Below are 18868 nucleotides of genomic sequence, written 5' to 3' on the forward strand. Positions count from 1 at the left end.
TGGCATTACTATGCCCACCTCAACAAATTCGCCAGCGTCCGCCTGTATGAACGCGTGAAAGAAGGACAGGTCATCGGCTATGTCGGTAAAACCGGCAATGCCAAAACCACGCCGGCCCATTTGCATTACGGCGTGTATCTGCCAAGCGGTGCGATTAATCCGTATCCATTGATTAATCAGGACAAATAGGTCGTCTGAAAAAAGAGTGAAGAGATGAACGCAAAAAAATTGGTCAAGGCAACGAACATCATCGGTATGGTAGCAGTGACACTGCTGGTGTATTGGGTGTTCGCGTTGATATTGATCCAAGTCTTCGGACTCAAGGTGTTCCGTGAACACATTACAGAAATTTTCCTGATGAGTATTTTGGGGATTTTGGCTGTGATGGGTGGTACGTTGATGTTGAACATCATGTTGAATCTGACCCGTATTGCCGAGCGCGGGCAGGAAGAAGAAGTCCGTGGCGGTAGGAAAACCGTATATCTGCTGTTGGCGGTATTTCCTATTTTGGCTGCGTTGCTGTTCGGCGGCAATTACCTGACTATTCGGCAAAAACGCGACATCTTAACCCAATCGTCGGAGCGCATCGTCCAAGACAATCCTGCTCAAATAGATGCCTTGACAGATTACCGTTTCGACTTGGCGTATATTAAAAAATCGTCAGAAATCCTTGATTTGATGGCTAAAGACGATTTGTCGTTCAAATCTGCCATGATTATCGTGCCGGATAAGATCGACAACAAACCGGTTTATCTGGCTTTTTCAGCCGATTCCCGCCTTAACGTAGGTGGCGAAGCTGTACCTGCCGCCAGTCAAAATGAAGCTGTACCTGCTGCCAATCAAAATGTAGAAGGTAATGATAATTTTGTCATGGACCGAAATGGTGAGAAAGTGATGATCAAGAAAATGGACTATGTCTATTCTCCGAATTTAAAGGAGCGCGAATATCTGCAAAAAGTATTTGCCGGACAAACTCAGGAAATGCGCTATGAAGCGGAAGACGGTCATTACAGCCTCTGCCACCCTTACCGTAAAAACGGTAAAACCATCGTATTGTGTTTCTCCGATTATCAGGAGTACGGAAAAATCGGTAGCTGAGTGTTAAAAAACTGTCTGAAAAAAACAAACGAAAGAAACCATGAAACCACTAGACCTAAATTTCATCTGCCAAACCCTCAACCTTCCGACGCCGTCTGAAAACAAACCTGTTTCGCGCATCGTAACCGACAGCCGCGACATCCGTGCGGGCGATGTGTTTTTTGCTTTGGCGGGCGAGCGGTTTGACGCGCATGATTTTGTTAAAGACGTATTGGCTGCGGGTGCGGCGGCGGTTGTGGTTTCGCGCGAAGATTGCGCTGCTTTGGATGGCGCGTTGAAAGTCGATGACACGCTTGCCGCGTTGCAAACGCTGGCGAAGGCGTGGCGCGATAATGTGAACCCGTTTGTGTTCGGCATTACCGGCTCAGGCGGTAAGACGACGGTGAAGGAGATGCTGGCTGCGGTATTGCGCCGCCGTTTCGGCGATGATGCCGTGTTGGCGACGGCGGGCAACTTCAACAACCATATCGGGCTGCCGCTGACTTTGTTGAAATTAAACGAAAAACACCGTTATGCCGTGATCGAAATGGGCATGAACCATTTCGGCGAACTGGCGGTTTTGACGCAAATCGCCAAACCCGATGCCGCCTTGGTCAACAACGCCCTGCGCGCCCATGTCGGCTGCGGTTTTGACGGTACGCTCGATATTGCCAAGGCGAAAAGCGAGATTTATCAAGGCTTGGGCGAAGACGGATTGGCTTTGATTCCGTGCGAAGACGAACATGCCGCCGTGTTTCAGACGACCTCCCAAGGTCATCAGCAGCGGACTTTCGGCGTCGATAGCGGCGATGTCCATGCGGAAAATATTGTGCTGAAACCTTTGTCGTGCGAATTTGATTTGGTGTGCGGCGATGAGCGCGCCGCCGTGGTGCTGCCCGTTCCCGGCCGCCACAATGTCCACAACGCCGCCGCTGCCGCCGCGTTGGCTTTGGCTGCGGGTTTGAGTTTGGACGATGTGGCGGAAGGTTTGAAAGGTTTCAGCAACATCAAAGGTCGTCTGAACGTCAAAGCCGGCATCAAAGGCGCGACACTGATTGACGATACCTACAACGCGAATCCCGACAGCATGAAAGCTGCGATTGACGTGTTGGCACGTATGCCTGCGCCGCGCATTTTTGTGATGGGCGATATGGGCGAATTGGGCGAGGACGAAGCTGCCGCCATGCACGCCGAAGTCGGCGCGTACGCTCGCGACCAAGGTATCGAAGCGGCTTATTTTGTCGGCGACAACAGCGTCGAAGCGGCAGAAACGTTTGGCGCGGACGGTTTGTGGTTCGCCGCCAAAGACCCGTTGATTCAAGTGTTGAGCCACGATTTGCCCGAACGCGCCACCGTGTTGGTGAAAGGTTCGCGCTTTATGAAGATGGAAGAAGTGGTCGAGGCATTGACGGACAAAGAGGTCGTCTGAAAATGAAAAGCCTTATTGCTGATTGGTGCGAAATTATCCGATTTGCGTGATTGAGAAAGACACTAACGCCGCCACTACTCAATAACGTTGCCATCTCTCTAAACAACGGATAACGGGTTCGCTAGAAACCTGCATAGAGAGTGAACTTCAGCAGGCACTGACTGTCATAAGCAGCTTGATAATCAACAAAGGTCGTCTGAAACTTTTTCAGACGACCCCAAAAACCAAACTTTAAAACGGGCGATAAGCCCAATGTAACAACAAAAACAAAAGGAAGCCCCATGTTTTTATGGCTTGCACATTTCAGTAACTGGTTGACCGGTCTGAATGTCTTTCAATACACCACATTCCGCGCCGTCATGGCAGCTTTGACCGCCCTGGCGTTTTCCCTGCTGCTCGGTCCGTGGACCATCCGCAAACTGACGCAGTTGAAAGTCGGGCAGGCGGTACGCACCGATGGGCCGCAAACCCACCTCATCAAAAACGGCACGCCGACCATGGGCGGTTCGCTGATTCTGACCGCCATCACCGTATCCACGTTGTTGTGGGGCAACTGGGCAAACCCGTATATTTGGATTCTTTTGGGCGTATTGCTTGCCACGGGCGCACTCGGGTTTTACGACGACTGGCGCAAAGTCGTCTATAAAGACCCCAACGGTGTTTCCGCCAAATTCAAAATGGTGTGGCAGTCAAGCGTCGCCATCGTTGCCGCGCTTGCCTTGTTTTACCTTGCGTCCAATAGCTCCAACAACATCCTCATCGTTCCCTTCTTCAAACAAGTCGCTTTGCCGCTGGGCGTGGTCGGCTTCGTCGTCCTGACCTATCTGACTATCGTCGGCACTTCCAACGCCGTCAACCTCACCGACGGCCTTGACGGACTTGCCGCCTTCCCCGTCGTCCTCGTTGCCGCCGGCCTCGCCATCTTCGCCTACGCCAGCGGCCATGCCCAATTTGCCCAATACCTGCAACTGCCTTATGTCGCAGGCGCGAACGAAGTCGTGATTTTCTGTACCGCCATGTGCGGCGCGTGTCTCGGATTCTTGTGGTTCAACGCCTATCCCGCGCAAGTCTTCATGGGCGACGTCGGCGCGCTGGCATTGGGGGCGGCACTCGGTACCGTTGCCGTCATCGTCCGCCAAGAGTTTGTCCTCGTCATCATGGGCGGTCTGTTCGTCGTCGAAGCCGTGTCCGTTATGCTTCAGGTCGGCTGGTATAAGAGAACCAAAAAACGCATCTTCCTGATGGCGCCCATCCACCACCACTACGAACAAAAAGGCTGGAAAGAAACCCAAGTCGTCGTCCGCTTCTGGATTATTACCATCGTCTTGGTGTTAATCGGATTGAGTACGCTGAAAATCCGCTAAGTCGCTTTCCCTTTTCTGACGTTCACATTTTCAGACGACCTGATGAGATCCATCGGGTCGTCTGAATTTTTAAGAGGGCAGGGCAGATGAATTGCCGTCACATATTCTTGCGATGTTGGGACAATGGTGCGTCAAACCCGCCACATTCATTTTCAGACGACCCCTCACCATATCAAGCTGATATAATCCCCGCCAATCATATCTACACGGAGTCATCATGCAGTTCTCGGCATTCGGCGAAAAATTCACGCAACACAGCGGCATCCTGCAACTTATGGACGACCTCGGCGACGCGCTCAAAAGCGATAAGCCCGTCAACATGCTCGGCGGCGGCAATCCGGCGCGGATTGCCGAAGTCAACGCCGTGTTCGCCGACGTATTTTCCAAGCTGGCGGCAGAACACGCTGTTGAGAACATCGGCAACTACTCCAATCCACAAGGCGATGCCGCGCTGATTGACGCGTTGACCGCCTTCCTCAACCGCGAATACGGCTGGAACCTGACTGCCGACAATATCGCGTTGACTAATGGTTCACAGAACGCGTTTTTCTATCTTTTCAACCTCTTCGGCGGCAAATTCAAGGTTTCAGACGACCTTTCCGTAGAGAAAGCTATCCTGCTGCCGCTCGCGCCCGAATACATCGGCTATGCCGACGTGCATGTCGAAGGGCAGCACTTCGTTTCCGTCAAACCGAAAATCGAAGCTGTCGAACACGAGGGCGAAGAAGGCTTCTTCAAATACCGCGTGGACTTTGACGCGCTGGAAAGCCTGACCGAACTCAAAGCGGGCAAAATCGGCGCGATTTGCTGTTCGCGCCCGACCAACCCGACCGGCAACGTGCTGACCGACGGCGAAATGGCGCGGCTGGACGCTTTGGCGCAAGAACACGGCATTCCGCTGATTATCGACAACGCCTACGGAATGCCGTTCCCCAACATCATTTATAGCGACGTGACGCTGAATTGGCACGAAAACATCATCCTTTGCTTCAGCCTTTCCAAAGTCGGCTTGCCGGGCGTGCGCACCGGCATCATCGTCGCTGCGCCCGAAGTCGTCAAAGCCGTCAGCAGTCTGAACGCGATTGTGAACCTGTCGCCCACCCGCTTCGGCGCAGCCATCGCAACGCCCCTGTTGCAGGACGGTCGTCTGAAACAGCTTTCAGACGACGTCATCCGGCCGTTTTACCGCAATCAGGCGCAAACCGCCGTCTCGCTGCTCAAGCGTGAGCTGGGCGCGTATCCGCTGAAAATCCACAAGCCCGAAGGCGCGATTTTCCTGTGGCTCTGGTTTGAAAACCTGCCTGTTTCATCGCAAACCCTGTACGAAATGCTCAAAGCCGAAGGCACGCTGATTATTCCGGGTGAACATTTCTTCGTCGGCATCGAAACGCAGGACTACCCGCACGCCCGCGAGTGCATCCGCATGAGCATCGCGCAGGACGTGGAAACGCTGGAAAAAGGCATCACCGCCATCGGCAGGGTGGTGCGCGGTTTGTACGACGCGGCGTAAACGGTAAAGTTGACAGCCATTCAGTCAAAAGGTCGTCTGAAAACAGTTTCAGACGACCTTTTATCATTTATTTTTTTTGAAATGAAATTAATTTTCTTTTAAAATTAACCGTTACGATCGACTTTTGAAAGAAAATACAAATGATTAAGCCTGCTTCCAGACTCAGCATCCTCAGCCTCTCCCTCTTTGCCGTTTCGGCGGTATTTGCCTCAGACGAACCCCAAGCCCAAGAAATCGCCGAACTCGAAACCATCACCGTAACCGCCAGCGCGGACGCATCCAAGGGCGGTTTGATTCCTGCATTTAAGGGCGGACAGGTGGCGCGCGGCAGCCGCGTGGGTATTTTGGGCAATAAAAAAAACCTAGAATCGCCGTTCTCCAATACTGCTTACACCAATAGGCTGATTCAGGACAAACATGCGCGCAGCGTCGGCGACGTACTGCAAAACGACCCGACCGTCCGCGTTGCGCGCGGTTACGGCAATTTTCAGGAAGCGTATTTCATACGCGGCTTTGCCGCCGAATCGGACGATACCATGTACAACGGCCTTTACGGCATCCTGCCGCGCCAATACATCGCCACCGAGCTTTTCGAACGCGTGGAAGTCCAGCGCGGCGCATCCGCCTTCTTAAACGGCATGGCGCCGGGCGGCAACAATATCGGCGGCACGGTATCCGTATTGCCCAAACGCGCGTCCAATGAAGGATTGAACCGGCTGACTGCCAATTACGGCGCGGGAAAACGCGGTGGTTTGGCGGCGGACGTGGCGCGCCGTTTCGGACAAAATCAGGAATTCGGCGTGCGCGTCAATGCGGCGCACCATAACGGCAAAACCGCAATAGATGACGAAAAGTCCAAACTCAGCCTGGTCAATGTCGGCCTAGACTGGCGCAATGAAAATGCCCGCCTGTCCGCCGATTTGGGCTGGCAGGACAACAAGCTCAAAGCCACGCGTACCAATGTTACCCTGTCAGGCCTGACCGCCGTGCCGGCCGCGCCTGATGCCTCGTCCAACTGGGCGCAGCCGTGGACGTATTCCAACGAGCGCGACTGGTTCGGCACAATGCGCGGCGAATACGATTTCAACGACAACCTGACTGCCTACGCCGCCTATGGCTTCCGCCGCAGCAAGGAAAACAATTCTCTGGCAAACCTGACTGTCCGCAATGTCAACGGCGACGGATCAATTTACCGCTTCGACAACGCGCGTAAGGATAAAATCGACACGGGCGAAATCGGTTTGCGCGGCAAATTCAATACGGGCGCGGTAGAGCACGAATGGACCGCCGCCGCCAACCGTTTCCAATCCTCGCGCAAAAACGCTTACATCATGGATTGGGGCAACCAATATACGACCAACCTCTACAACCCGTCCCGCTATCCGCAACCCGCCGCCGCCGACCCGCTGTATTCGGGCAATGACATGGGCAATCCTGCCGTTACCGGCAAAACACGTCTGACCAGCTTTGCCTTGGGCGACACCTTCAGTCTTTGGGACAAACGCCTGCAATTCATGCTCGGGGCGCGCTGGCAGCAGGTGCATAACAAGGCTTACGCCTATAATACGGGCGCTCAAACCGAAAATTACAAAAAATCGCGCCTCAGTCCCGCCGCCGGCGCGGTGTACCGCATCACGCCGAATTGGTCGGTGTACGGCAACTACATCGAAAGCCTGGGACAAGGCGCGACTGCAGGCTCGACTGCTTCCATCAACGGCCGGGTCTACGCCGTCAGCAATACCGGCGAATCGCTCAAACCCTATGTTTCCAAACAAAAAGAAATCGGCACGAAATTTGAAGCCAACGGCTTCGGCGCGGGATTGGCCCTGTTCCACACCAACAAACCGCGTTCGCTTTACGTTGCCGAAAGCGACAACACCGCCCGCTTCACCTCCGAAGGCAAAGACCGCCACCGGGGCGCGGAAATCACCGTTTACGGGGAAGTCGCACAAGGTGTGAAGCTCTTGGGCGGCATTACCCTGCTCGATGCCAAGCAGAAATCTACCGGCTCGTCTTCAACTGACGGCAAACGCACCATCGGCGCGGCTAAAACCCAAGCCAACATTGGCTTGGAATGGGAAGTGCCGAAAGTGCAGGGTTTGGCATTTGACGGACGCATGGTCTATACCGGCTCTTCCTACGCCGACGCGGCCAATACGCTTAAAGTCGGCGGCTGGACGCGCTTCGACATCGGCGCGCGCTACCGCACCCAAATCGGCAGGCACGAAGCCACCTTCCGCGCCCGCCTCGATAATGTTGCCAACAAGAAATACTGGGCATCCGTCGGCGGATACCCTAACAACGGCTACCTGAACGCCGGCGCACCGCGCAGCTTCACCCTGTCGGCTTCGGTCGATTTTTAAGGGACGGGCGGCAAACGGCCTCCAACGGTCCAAAGGTCGTCTGAAACGTTTTCAGACGACCTTGGAGCCTGGGGCGTCCGACTTTGCCCTACGCTTTCGGACAACCGCCGTAAAACTCCGCCTTTGCGGCATCGGCACCGACAACGGGCAATGGATTTTGCTGCGCCGCCGCTTTCTCCGAATAACGTCAAACCCACTAAAAGGTCGTCTGAAACGTGTTCCAAATCCAAAACGCCACCTTCGCCATACCCGGCCGCTCGCTGCTGCACGACATCAGCGTCAACTTTTCCCCTAACCGCGTGTACGGCCTCATCGGTCATAACGGCTCGGGCAAGTCCACGCTGTTGAAACTGCTCACCCGCCAGCATGAACCAGCAGGCGGCAGGATATTGCTGAACGACAAAGAAATACGCGCCTATTCTGCCCGCGCATACGCCAAAGAAGTCGCCTATCTTCCGCAGCACCTGCCCGCCGCCACCGCGTTGACCGCGCGCGAGCTGGTTATGATGGGGCGTTATGCCTGGAGCGGGCTTTTAGGGCGCACGAACGATGCGGACAGACAGGCGGTGGAACAGGCGTTGCGGCTGACGCATACGGAAAATTTTGCCGATCAAATCGTCGATACGCTTTCGGGCGGCGAACGTTCGCGCGTCTGGCTGGCGATGTGCCTGGCGCAGCAAAGCCGCTTTTTGCTGCTGGACGAACCGCTTGCCGCTTTGGACATCGCCCACCAAATTGACGTGATGGCACTGGTGCGCAAGCTGTCTCGCGATTTGGGTTTGGGCGTCATCATCGTCATCCACGACATTAATCTGGCAGCGCAGTATTGCGATGAACTGGTCGCGCTCAAACAGGGACGGCTATTAAAAACGGGCAAACCCGCCGACATCATGACCGCAGAAGTGTTGAAAGACATTTACAGCGTCGATATGAACATCATCGCCCATCCTGAAAACGGCCGCCCCGTGGCATTGCCTTGACGCAGGCAAGCCGTCCTGTCGCATAAGCTCCGACCATAAAATCCGCCACCCGAATCCAAACCGGATGACATTGCAGACCATTGTAGAATACCTGTATCCGATATGTTTCAGACGACCCTTTATTCAAAAACCGAAAAACCTTCCAAGCTGATGTCCCACCGCTTTTCAGACGACATTCCCCGCCTTGCCGCACGGCTGTTTTTTACCGCCGCCCTCCTGTTTTCCCTGCCTGCACCCGCCGCACCGCGCGTGGCGACTTCGGACTGGACGGTCGCCGAAACACTGACGGCGATGGGGCATCCGCCCGTCAGCGTCGCCGACCGCCGCGTGTACGATACCTGGGTGAACCATCCTCCGCTGCCCGCTGCCGTCAAGGAAGCGGGGCTGCGCTTCCAGCCGAATTTGGAGCGGCTGTATCAGATAAAGCCTGATTTTTTCGTGCAATCTTCCTGGTATGCCGCCGCCAAGTCCCAGTTTGAAAAAATCGCCCCAGTACGCGAAGTGGATTTCGGCACGGCAAAAGGCATCGAATATGCCCACACGGTCGAAGCCACGCGCAGGCTGGGTAAAATCATCGGCGACCCTGCCGCTGCCGAAAAGCTGATTGCCGGTACGGAAAACCTGTTTGCTCGCGCCAAACCCGCGCTCTCGGCATATCGCGGCCGCCCGTTTGCGGTGGTGCAGTTTGCCGACGGGCGGCATTTGCGGATTTACGGCAAGACTTCGCTGTTTCAGGCCGTGTTCGACAAATTGGGGCTAAACAATGCCTGGACGGGCAAAAGCAACGAATGGGGTTTCGAAAACATCACGCTTTTAGATTTGGCAAAGCTGCCGCCGAACACGCTGCTGATCATCGTCAAACCGCATCCTCAAAATACACATGCAACGCTCGAAAAAAGCGCGCTTTGGCAACGCCTGCCGTTCAGCCGCCCTGCAAACCGCCGCATCTTCGAGCCGTCGTGGAGCTACGGCGCGCTGCCATCCATGCAGCGTTTCACTTTGCAACTGATGCGTTCGATGTCGTCTAAAAACCCGTCCGCACAAAAGGAAGTCGCATGGTAAAGATTTTCAGACGACCCCTGCCTATCCTTGCCGCCGCGTTGGCAATATCGTGCGCGCTGACGGCGTTTTGGATATTGAAGCTGGAATGGACGCTGCCGTGGCTGCGGCTGTTTGATCGTCCCGACAGCCTGCCTTTGGACGCGCTGATGGTGCAGAACAACACCCTGCCCCGCATGGCGATGGCGCTGCTCGCGGGCGGCAGTACGGCGATGGCGACCATGCTGATGCAGCAGTTGATGCGCAATCCGCTCGCATCCGACAGTACGCTGGCAGTTAGCAGCGGCGCGCAGGCGGCTTTGGTGGCGGCGACCGTGTTCGCCCCTTCCTTCCTTGCCTACGGCACGTCCGCCGTGGCGTTTGCCGGCGCAGCGGCGGCTTTGGGCGCGGTATTGCGGCTGTCGGCACGGCGCGCCCTGCAACCGCTCAGCGTCGTGCTGGCGGGTTTGGTGGTCAGCCTGTATCTGGGTTCCCTCACCGGTATCGTGATGCTGTTTTTCAGCGAAGAGACGCGCGGCGTGATGCAGTGGGGCAGCGGCTCCCTGGTGCAGGACAGTTGGCGCGATACGTTGGGGCTTTTGTGGCGGATTGCCGTTGCTGCCATACTTACCGCCTTTTTAATCAAACCGTTAAACATCATGAGCCTGGGTGATACGCAGGCGGAATCGGCAGGCATACCGGTGAAGAAAATCCGCCTGCTGTCTTTGGCGGTTGCTGCATTTTTGAGTGCGGGCGTGGTCGGCTTTGTCGGCATGATGGGCTTTGTCGGATTGGCGGCGGCGACGCTGGTGCGGCAAATGGGCGTACGCACGCTGTCCATGCGTCTGATTTGTTCCTTCATCATCGGCGCACTGCTTTTGATGCTGACGGACAACGGCCTGATGCTGCTGAAACACTACCGCGGCACCGATCTGCCCGCCGGTGCTGTAACTGCCCTCGTCGGCGCGCCGCTTTTGTTGTGGCTGACGGCGAAAGCACCTCCGCGTCCTTCGTTTCAGACGACCTCCGATATTTCAACCGCCGCGCCGCACGTCCCGCGCCTCTTGCGTTTTCTGCCGCTTATCGCCGTCGCCGTATCGGTATTGGCGTTTACGGTCGGACGCTATGACGAAACCCTGCGCCTGACCATAGACCCGGAATATTTCGTATTCCGCTACCCGCGCGTGCTGCTCGCCGCCGCCACCGGCACCATGCTCGCGTTGACCGGCGTCATACTGCAAAGGCTGACGCAAAACCCGATGGCGGGACCCGAACTCTTGGGTATCAGCTCCGGAACGGCATTCGGCGCGATGGCGGTAGTGATGCTGTTCGGCATTACCTCGGGCAGCGGCTGGTTTTGGTTGACAGGTATCGTTTCCGCTCTCGTATCCTTGGGGCTGTTGATGCTGTTCAACCGCAAAAACGGATTTACCCCCGAAAAAATCCTGCTTACCGGCATGGCACTGGCCGCACTCGCCGATGCCGCCATCCGCATTTGGACGGCAAGCGGTGATTTCCGCGTACAACTGCTTTTATTGTGGATGTCAGGTTCGACCTATCAGGCAACGCCCGAATCCGCCCTTACCGTCGGCCTCCTCGCCGTCGCCTCGCTCCTCCTCATCCTCCCGCTGCAACGCTGGCTCGGACTGCTCAGCCTGAACGCGACAATCGCCCGCTCCGTCGGCATCAACGTCTCCCTTGCACGGCTGGTGCTGATCGTCTCAAGCGCAGCGTTAACCGCCTTATCCACTCTGCTTATCGGCCCCTTGAGCTTCGTCGGACTGCTTGCGCCGCATCTGGCCCGTATGCTCGGCGCACGCCTGCCCAAACAGCAACTTGCCGCCGCCGCACTCATCGGCGCATCGGTTATGATGACGGCCGACTGGCTGGGCAGGCAGGTAATGTTCCCTTACGAAGTCCCCGCCGGAATGATGGCCACGCTCATAGGCGGCGCATATTTCATGATGATGATGCGCAAGCTTTAATGGGAACGGAGATACAAAAAGGTCGTCTGAAAACAGTTTCAGACGACCTTTTTCTATTTAGTGCATCACCAATAACAAAAATCTAACAAAAATCAAATTTCAATTAATAATAACAATATTAAATTGAAGTCATAGTTCCAATAGTCAAAACCTTTCTGTATAGTCCTATTCATAGCTTAAACAAAAGGAAAAATAAATGTCGATACAAGAAATTTATGAATGCCAAGAAACCGGCTACGAATATGCTTTTCGGCAAATCGTTTTATAAACCACTGACCATTTCACAAAGGAAATTATTATGACTGTCTCTAAATGTCCCGTAACCTACCTGACCATGAACAACGGCGCCCCAGTTGCCGACAATCAAAACAGCCTGACCGCAGGCGCGCGCGGCCCGTTGCTGGCGCAGGATTTGTGGCTGAATGAAAAACTTGCCGACTTCGTGCGCGAAGTGATACCCGAACGCCGTATGCACGCCAAAGGTTCGGGCGCGTTCGGTACGTTCACCGTGACGCACGACATCACGAAATACACCCGCGCCAAAATCTTCAGCGAAGTCGGCAAGAAAACCGAGATGTTCGCCCGTTTCACCACCGTGGCGGGCGAGCGCGGCGCAGCCGATGCGGAACGCGACATCCGTGGCTTTGCGTTGAAGTTCTATACCGAAGAAGGCAACTGGGACATGGTCGGCAACAACACGCCTGTGTTCTTCCTGCGCGACCCGCGCAAATTCCCCGACCTGAACAAGGCGGTCAAACGCGACCCGCGCACCAATATGCGCTCCGCCACGAACAACTGGGACTTCTGGACGCTGCTGCCCGAAGCCCTGCACCAAGTCACCATCGTCATGAGCGACCGCGGCATTCCCGCCAGTTACCGCCATATGCACGGCTTCGGTTCGCATACTTACAGCTTTTGGAACGAAGCGGGCGAACGTTTTTGGGTGAAATTCCATTTCCGCAGCCAGCAAGGCATTAAAAACCTGACCAACGAAGAAGCCGCCAAAATCATCGCCGACGACCGCGAAAGCCACCAGCGCGACCTGTACGAAGCCATCGAACGCGGCGAGTTTCCGAAATGGACGATGTACATCCAAGTCATGCCTGAAGCCGATGCGGAAAAAGTGCCGTATCATCCCTTCGACCTGACCAAAGTTTGGCCGAAAAAAGACTATCCGCTGATTGAAGTGGGAGAATTCGAGTTGAACCGCAATCCCGAAAACTTCTTCGCCGATGTGGAACAATCCGCCTTCGCGCCGAGCAACCTGGTTCCCGGTATCGGCGCCAGCCCCGACAAAATGCTGCAAGCCCGCCTGTTCAATTACGCCGACGCGCAACGCTACCGCCTGGGGGTGAACTTCCGCCAAATACCCGTCAACCGCCCGCGTTGTCCCGTTTACAGCAACCAGCGCGACGGGCAAGGCCGCGCCGACGGCAACTACGGCAGCCTGCCGCACTACGAACCCAACAGCTTCGGCCAATGGCAGGAGCAGCCCGACTTCGCCGAACCGCCTTTGAAAATCAACGGCGACGCGGCGCACTGGGACTACCGCCAAGACGATGACGACTATTTCAGCCAACCGCGCGCCTTGTTTAACCTGATGAACGACGCGCAGAAACAGGCTTTGTTCGACAACACCGCCGCAGCCATGGGCGACGCCCCCGACTTCATCAAATACCGCCACATCCGCAACTGCCACCGTTGCGACCCCGCCTACGGCGAAGGTGTGGCGAAAGCCTTGGGACTGACCGTTGAAGATGCGAAAGCCGCCCGCGCGACCGACCCCGCATTGGGTCAGCCAGGTTTGCTGTAAATGGGAGGGGTTATGTGGATAGAGATTGAAGAATGGTTATCCCACGCAATCCGATACCGCAAACTGTAAATCATTGATATCGGAGAGATACGCAAAACAAAAAGGTCGTCTGAAAATTTTCAGACGACCTTTTATTTTCAAATCTTTAAAAGATTATTTTTTGTTCAGAGAGTCGCGGATTTCGCGCAACAGCAATACTTCTTCGCTAGGCTCTGCAGGTGCTTCTTCAACAGGCGCTTCGGCTTTTTTCATGGAGTTCAATGCTTTGATAACGGCAAAAATCGCAGCAGCAATGATCAGGAAGCTGATAACGGAGTTGATGAACAGACCGAGGTTCAGGGTGACGGCACCGGCTGCTTGGGCTGCCGCCAAGTTGGCATAGCCTTCTGCGGGCGCTTGCGCACCGTTTTTCAGGGTGATGAACAGGTTGGAGAAGTCAACGCCGCCGATCAACAGACCGATAGGGGGCATGATTACGTCGTCAACCAAAGATTTAACGATGCCGCTAAATGCAGTACCGACGACCATACCGACTGCCAAGTCGATAACGTTGCCGCGCATAATAAACTGTTTGAATTCTGAAGCAATAGACATAAATGTCCTCCTGTATGTTTGTGGATAATAAAGTGAAATTTTTAAAAAAAGTGCGTCCTAAGTGACGGACGGGCTTTTCCAAACCGGCAGGCATGGTATCGTTTTATTCGTTAAATAAAATTCAGAAAAGTTAAAATTTGTTTTTATGACAAAATTCCCGAAATATGCCGCCTTTTATACGAAAAAAGAACCGCCTGAAATAGCCGGTGTACCTTTTTTACACCACTTAATCAGACGGTTTTTTGTGTAATAAGTTGTCTTTTCTACAAAATATTACAAATCATTACGCCTCTTCGTCGTTCAGGGCGTTGATGCTGTAACCGCCATCAACGTAAGTGATTTCGCCGGTAATGCCTGAAGAGAGTTCGGAGAGCAGGAAGGCGGCGGTGTTGCCGACTTCATCGATGGTTACGTTGCGGCCGAGCGGATTGTGGGAAGCGACGTGTCCCAAGAGTTTGCTGAAATCGGCAATGCCGGAAGCAGCGAGGGTTTTGATCGGGCCAGCGGAAATGCCGTTGCAGCGGATGCCTTCCTTGCCCAAGCAGGCGGCGGTAAAGCGGATGCCTGCTTCGAGGCTGGCTTTTGCCATGCCCATGACGTTGTAGTTCGGAATCGCACGAACCGCGCCCAAGTAGCTCAGGGCGACGATGGCGGAGTTTCTGCCGCGCATCATTGGACGAGCGGCTTTTGCCAATGCGGGCAGGCTGTATGCGGAAATTTCGTGTGCGGTATTAAACGCTTCGCGACTGATGCTGTCGAGGAAGTCGCCGCTCAAGGCTTCTTTCGGTGCGAAACCGATGGAGTGGACGAGGCCGTCCAAGCCGTCCCAATGTTTGCCCAAATCGGCGAAAACTTGGTTGATTTCTTCGTCGCTGGCGACATCGCAGCGGAACACGAGTTCGGAACCCAATTCGGCGGCCATTTTGCGGACGCGCTCTTCCAGTTTGTCAACAACGTAGGTAAACGCCAAATCCGCGCCTTGTTCGCGGCAGGCTTTGGCAATGCCGTAAGCGATGGAACGCTCGGAAATCATGCCGGTGATCAGGATTTTTTTACCTTGCAGAAAACCCATTTTTTGTCCTTTAAAGTGTGGTATTGCGGTTTGATGAAACTGGGCATTATAGCAAACTGGGGCGGTTTCGGTATAGAAAACAAGAGATAACCTGTCGTCCTGACGTTTTTTGCATTTTTTCAGACGACCTCTTTGTGCTGTTTGCGGCTTCTTTCAAATGCCCGTTTAGTACCTTATGTTCAAACTTGTTTGTCCGGTTCGTGACGTTTCAGGCGCATGGCGAAAAACACCATTACCGCGCCCAACACCAGCGCGCTGCCCATCGCCAGATGAATGCCGTCAAGCATGGCTTGTTGCGGCGAGGCGGCGGAAGACAGTTTCTCGCCGATATTGGTCGCGCCGACGAAAAATGCCGCGCCGATTGCGCCGGCAATCGGGTTGATGGTGGTCAGAATCGCCGCGCCGTGGGGATTGAGCTTTTTCGGCAGCGCGTTCAAGCCGTGGGTTTCGCCCGTTACGCAGGCGGATACAGACACCGCCATCAAGGTGAACATGGCGGTCAGCATCATGACTTGCGTGTCAATCCGCAAAAACAGCCACAACACCGCCAGCGACACCGTCAGCATCACCGTGGCGGGCAACACGACAAACCGTCCGCCTTTCTTGTCCAGCAGTTTGCCGAACAAAGGCGCGGCAACCGCTTGGGCGATGCTCGCAGGCATCAGAATCAGCCCCGTCGCCGTACCCGTCAGCATCAGCACCTGCTGCGTGTACATCGGCATCAGCAGTTCCAAACCCAAAAATAGGAACACCGCGCCCGCCAGAATCACGACGCAGTGGCGGAACTGCTTATACTCAAACGCCCGAAGGTTCAGCAGCGGCGTCGCCAAGCGGGACTGGCGGTATGCGAACCAACCCACCAGCGCGACGGAGGCGGCAAACAGCAGGATAAATTCCGCCAGCGGCAGACTGGCGAAATTACTGCTCGCATACACCAGCCCACCCAAGCCGGCAATCGACAGCACAGCCGACAAAATATCAATCTTCGGACGGCTGATGGTACTCAAATTGACCGTCAGATACTTGCCCACCAACGCCATCGCCGCCAGCATAAACGGCGCGGTAAAGCCGAACAGCACGCGCCAATGCGTGTGGTCGATGATGATGCCCGACAGCGTCGGCCCTATCGCGGGCGCGGCGGTGAACATCATGGTAATCACACCCATCGCCGTTCCGCGTTTGTTCGGCGGGTAAATCGACAAAATGCCGTTAAACAGGAGCGGCACGAAAAACGCAGCAGACACCGCCTGCACCATCCGCCCCACGACCAGAATCCCGAAGGTCGGCGCAAACGCGCAAATCAGTGAACCCGCCAGAAACGTTGCCTGCGTAAACAACACCATCTTGCGCGTTTCAAACCACTGAATCACGCCCGCCGTAATCGGCGTGAACGCGCCCATCACCAGTAAAAAGCCCGTCGTCAGCCATTGGACGGTGGTCTTATCGACACCGAAATCCTTCATAATCGGCGTGAGCGCAACATTTAAAAGCGTGTCGTTGAGATAGCCGAAAAACGCGCCGATAAACAGCGTCGCCACAACGGTTTTGGCAGGAAAATCGGGATTGTCGGCGTGGTATTCGTGAGCCGTATCGTCTGTGTCAATATCGGAAGTATGCATAGCATCATATTGAAATATTTGAGAAACGCGGATTTTAACATGGGATATGTAAAAAAATGTTTATTTGGTTTTCCGCAAAACTTTTATATTCCGATATAATGACGTCTTCAAAAAATCATATTTCAAATAATTACGTTACGGACAAACATTATGGAAAATACTCAACATGTTTCGCGATGGCGTTTCGCCGTGAAAAGCGCCTCGCTGCATCTGCTTGTCAGTCTGGTTTTGGCGGGTTTGGCGGCGCTGCTTGTTTTTGAAGTCTGGTATCCCTTTCCCTATGCCGAACTGACCGGCGGTTTGGATTTGTATAAGTTGGTCGTATCGGTGGATATCGTGTGCGGTCCGCTGTTGACCCTGATTCTTGCCAGCCCCAAGAAAAAAATGCGCGAGCGCGTGGTCGATTTTTCCTTAATCGGCGCGATCCAGCTTGCCGCTTTGATTTACGGGTTGTACAGCGTATCCCTTGCCCGTCCTGTTGCCGCAGCTTTTGAGCGCGACCGTATCAATATTGTGACTGCCGCCGAAATCGATAAGGCGGATTTGGCAAAAGCCAAAGATGGCTTCAAAACCCTGCCTTGGTTCGGTATAGAGCGCGTAGGCGTACGCGAGGCTGCCAATGTCGATGAAGGCAATGAAAGCCTGAGCTTGTCGCTGACGGGTATCGAACCGAGTATGCGCCCGAATTGGTGGCTGCCCGACGGCCCTGCCGAGCGCGAAAAAATCCGCCGCGTGATGAAGCCGTTGTCCGAATTGGCTGCCGCCCGCAATATGTCTGAAGCGGATATCGTCAAATCAGCCAAAGTATCTGCCTCCGGCAAACCTTTGTTCTTCCTGCCCCTGACCAGCGGGCGCACGAAAGATTGGGTAGTCATCATGGATGAAAACGCAGATTTTGTGGGTTATGCGCCGATAGACGGTTTTATGACGAATAAAGCCGCGGAGACCAAAACCAAAGAGCAGGTTATTTAAGCGGTTTGGCGGGTCGTCTGAAAACGCAAATTCCAGTTTTCAGACGACCTTTTGCCATCCGCCTTCCAAGCTGCTAAACTATTTACATTATTTTTACTTGAGACATACGCACACATGAAAGACCCAGAGCAGAGCAGCATGACCGCCCGCCGTTTTTCGTGCGTATCGATATGAATCAGGCAGCTTGAGCGTTTCAGGCTGCCTTTTCGCGTTTGAACACAAAGGAATACAAAAATCATGGATTTCAGTTGGTTGGCAGAGCCGCATACTTGGATAGGCTTTGCCACGCTTCTGGTACTCGAAGTCGTCTTGGGGATAGACAACCTCGTTTTCGTCGCCATTTTGGCGAACAAAGTCAAACCCGCCCAACGCGACCGCGCACGCATTACCGGTTTAGGGCTTGCGGTCGTTATCCGCATCATCATGCTCGGCTTCATGGCACACATCATGACCCTGACGCGCCCGCTGTTCCACATCAGCGGGTTGGACGTTTCCGGCAAAGACATGATTATGCTCGCAGGCGGCATCTTCCTGCTCTACAAAGCCACCACCGAGCTGCACGAACGCCTCGAAGGGCATAACCAGTTTGCCGTTGCCGACAGTCAGAAAAAACACGCGCGATTTTGGAGTGTGGTTGCCCAAATCCTGATTCTTGACGCGGTATTTTCCATCGATTCCGTCATTACTGCCGTTGCGATGGTCGATCACATCGTCGTCGCCATGGGCGCCGTTGCCGTTGCCATGACCGTCATGATTTCCGCCAGCAAACCGCTGACCGAATTTGTGGACAGGCATCCTACCGTCGTCATGCTCTGTTTGGGTTTCCTGCTGATGATCGGTTTCAGCCTCATTGCCGAAGCCTTCCATTTCCACATCCCGAAAGGCTACCTCTACGCCGCTATCGGCTTCTCCATCCTGATTGAAGCGTTCAACCAAATTTCGCAGCGAAACAGCCGCAAAAACGACTACATCAGCAGCTCATGGCGCAAACGAACCGCCGAGAACGTCTTGGGCATGATGGGCATACGCGAAAGCGTGCTTGCCAAAGCGGG

The 18868-nt window shown here is 54.6% G+C and carries 16 protein-coding genes; 12 read left to right on the forward strand and 4 right to left on the reverse strand.

The window, feature by feature from the left end; translation table 11 throughout:
- From HMPREF1051_RS07830 to katA, 10 genes are all read left to right on the forward strand, one after another.
- Nucleotides 1–189, forward strand: a 189-nt coding sequence (locus HMPREF1051_RS07830; protein WP_003766826.1) for a M23 family metallopeptidase, incomplete at its 5' end; no start/stop codon positions are given.
- 24 nt (nucleotides 190–213) lie between these two features.
- Nucleotides 214–1098, forward strand: a complete 885-nt coding sequence (locus tag HMPREF1051_RS07835) for a hypothetical protein (protein ID WP_003766821.1) — start codon at nucleotides 214–216, stop codon at nucleotides 1096–1098.
- A 40-nt stretch (nucleotides 1099–1138) separates the two neighbouring features.
- Nucleotides 1139–2506 (forward strand): UDP-N-acetylmuramoyl-tripeptide--D-alanyl-D-alanine ligase, encoded by a 1368-nt coding sequence (locus HMPREF1051_RS07840; protein WP_003766816.1) that lies wholly within the window; start codon nucleotides 1139–1141, stop codon nucleotides 2504–2506.
- A 281-nt stretch (nucleotides 2507–2787) separates the two neighbouring features.
- Nucleotides 2788–3870 (forward strand): phospho-N-acetylmuramoyl-pentapeptide-transferase, encoded by a 1083-nt coding sequence (gene mraY, locus HMPREF1051_RS07845; protein ID WP_003766803.1) that lies wholly within the window; start codon nucleotides 2788–2790, stop codon nucleotides 3868–3870.
- Nucleotides 3871–4087: 217 nt separating this feature from the next.
- A complete protein-coding gene (locus HMPREF1051_RS07850) occupies nucleotides 4088–5380 on the forward strand; it encodes a valine--pyruvate transaminase (protein WP_003766811.1) in 1293 nt (430 codons plus the stop codon).
- Nucleotides 5381–5520: 140 nt separating this feature from the next.
- Nucleotides 5521–7743 (forward strand): TonB-dependent receptor, encoded by a 2223-nt coding sequence (locus HMPREF1051_RS07855; RefSeq protein WP_003766809.1) that lies wholly within the window; start codon nucleotides 5521–5523, stop codon nucleotides 7741–7743.
- 215 nt (nucleotides 7744–7958) lie between these two features.
- Entirely contained in the window at nucleotides 7959–8723 is a 765-nt protein-coding gene (locus tag HMPREF1051_RS07860) for an ABC transporter ATP-binding protein (RefSeq protein ID WP_003766799.1), read from the forward strand.
- 102 nt (nucleotides 8724–8825) lie between these two features.
- The gene (locus HMPREF1051_RS07865; RefSeq protein WP_003766830.1) at nucleotides 8826–9785 is read left to right on the forward strand and encodes an ABC transporter substrate-binding protein; all 960 of its coding nucleotides are present in this window, start codon (nucleotides 8826–8828) and stop codon (nucleotides 9783–9785) included.
- The gene (gene fhuB, locus HMPREF1051_RS07870; protein ID WP_003766834.1) at nucleotides 9779–11746 is read left to right on the forward strand and encodes a Fe(3+)-hydroxamate ABC transporter permease FhuB; all 1968 of its coding nucleotides are present in this window, start codon (nucleotides 9779–9781) and stop codon (nucleotides 11744–11746) included. Before HMPREF1051_RS07865 ends, fhuB begins: the two co-directional genes overlap by 7 nt.
- Nucleotides 11747–12044: 298 nt before the next feature.
- Nucleotides 12045–13559, forward strand: coding sequence for a catalase KatA (gene katA / locus HMPREF1051_RS07875; protein WP_003766807.1), 1515 nt, complete (start codon nucleotides 12045–12047; stop codon nucleotides 13557–13559).
- A 153-nt stretch (nucleotides 13560–13712) separates the two neighbouring features.
- On the opposite strand, the gene mscL is transcribed toward katA, so the two are convergent.
- The 3 genes from mscL to HMPREF1051_RS07890 all read right to left on the reverse strand — a co-directional run bounded on the left by mscL (nucleotide 13713) and on the right by HMPREF1051_RS07890 (nucleotide 16844).
- On the reverse strand, nucleotides 13713–14153 hold the full coding sequence (gene mscL / locus HMPREF1051_RS07880) for a large conductance mechanosensitive channel protein MscL (RefSeq protein ID WP_003766815.1): 441 nt from the start codon (nucleotides 14151–14153) through the stop codon (nucleotides 13713–13715).
- Between the two features lie 283 nt (nucleotides 14154–14436).
- Complete coding sequence (gene fabI / locus HMPREF1051_RS07885; RefSeq protein ID WP_003766805.1) at nucleotides 14437–15225, reverse strand: enoyl-ACP reductase FabI; 789 nt, start codon at nucleotides 15223–15225, stop codon at nucleotides 14437–14439.
- 179 nt (nucleotides 15226–15404) lie between these two features.
- Entirely contained in the window at nucleotides 15405–16844 is a 1440-nt protein-coding gene (locus HMPREF1051_RS07890; protein ID WP_003766813.1) for an MFS transporter, read from the reverse strand.
- A 150-nt stretch (nucleotides 16845–16994) separates the two neighbouring features.
- Between HMPREF1051_RS07890 and HMPREF1051_RS07895 the strand changes: the two genes are divergently transcribed.
- The gene (locus HMPREF1051_RS07895; protein WP_003766801.1) at nucleotides 16995–17816 is read left to right on the forward strand and encodes a hypothetical protein; all 822 of its coding nucleotides are present in this window, start codon (nucleotides 16995–16997) and stop codon (nucleotides 17814–17816) included.
- Here HMPREF1051_RS07895 and HMPREF1051_RS13455 read toward each other — a convergent pair.
- Complete coding sequence (locus tag HMPREF1051_RS13455; RefSeq protein ID WP_003766825.1) at nucleotides 17813–18055, reverse strand: hypothetical protein; 243 nt, start codon at nucleotides 18053–18055, stop codon at nucleotides 17813–17815. The two genes, HMPREF1051_RS07895 and HMPREF1051_RS13455, sit on opposite strands and share 4 nt — an antisense overlap.
- Between HMPREF1051_RS13455 and HMPREF1051_RS07900 the strand changes: the two genes are divergently transcribed.
- On the forward strand, nucleotides 18054–18868 hold an 815-nt coding region (locus HMPREF1051_RS07900; protein WP_003766828.1), incomplete at its 3' end, for a TerC family protein. The two genes, HMPREF1051_RS13455 and HMPREF1051_RS07900, sit on opposite strands and share 2 nt — an antisense overlap.

The sequence above is a fragment of the Neisseria sicca VK64 genome, assembly GCF_000260655.1.
Lineage (GTDB): Bacteria > Pseudomonadota > Gammaproteobacteria > Burkholderiales > Neisseriaceae > Neisseria > Neisseria sicca_B.

Excerpts from the sequence above, each read along its gene's own strand:
- fabI (WP_003766805.1), bottom strand. The coding sequence starts at position 15,225 with ATGGGTTTTCTGCAAGGTAAAAAAATCCTGATCACCGGCATGATTTCC.
- fhuB (WP_003766834.1), top strand. The coding sequence starts at position 9,779 with ATGGTAAAGATTTTCAGACGACCCCTGCCTATCCTTGCCGCCGCGTTG.
- HMPREF1051_RS07890 (WP_003766813.1), bottom strand. The coding sequence starts at position 16,844 with ATGCATACTTCCGATATTGACACAGACGATACGGCTCACGAATACCAC.
- HMPREF1051_RS07865 (WP_003766830.1), top strand. The coding sequence starts at position 8,826 with ATGTTTCAGACGACCCTTTATTCAAAAACCGAAAAACCTTCCAAGCTG.
- mscL (WP_003766815.1), bottom strand. The coding sequence starts at position 14,153 with ATGTCTATTGCTTCAGAATTCAAACAGTTTATTATGCGCGGCAACGTT.
- HMPREF1051_RS07840 (WP_003766816.1), top strand. The coding sequence starts at position 1,139 with ATGAAACCACTAGACCTAAATTTCATCTGCCAAACCCTCAACCTTCCG.
- HMPREF1051_RS07855 (WP_003766809.1), top strand. The coding sequence starts at position 5,521 with ATGATTAAGCCTGCTTCCAGACTCAGCATCCTCAGCCTCTCCCTCTTT.
- HMPREF1051_RS07850 (WP_003766811.1), top strand. The coding sequence starts at position 4,088 with ATGCAGTTCTCGGCATTCGGCGAAAAATTCACGCAACACAGCGGCATC.
- katA (WP_003766807.1), top strand. The coding sequence starts at position 12,045 with ATGACTGTCTCTAAATGTCCCGTAACCTACCTGACCATGAACAACGGC.
- HMPREF1051_RS07835 (WP_003766821.1), top strand. The coding sequence starts at position 214 with ATGAACGCAAAAAAATTGGTCAAGGCAACGAACATCATCGGTATGGTA.
- HMPREF1051_RS07895 (WP_003766801.1), top strand. The coding sequence starts at position 16,995 with ATGGAAAATACTCAACATGTTTCGCGATGGCGTTTCGCCGTGAAAAGC.
- mraY (WP_003766803.1), top strand. The coding sequence starts at position 2,788 with ATGTTTTTATGGCTTGCACATTTCAGTAACTGGTTGACCGGTCTGAAT.
- HMPREF1051_RS13455 (WP_003766825.1), bottom strand. The coding sequence starts at position 18,055 with ATGATTTTTGTATTCCTTTGTGTTCAAACGCGAAAAGGCAGCCTGAAA.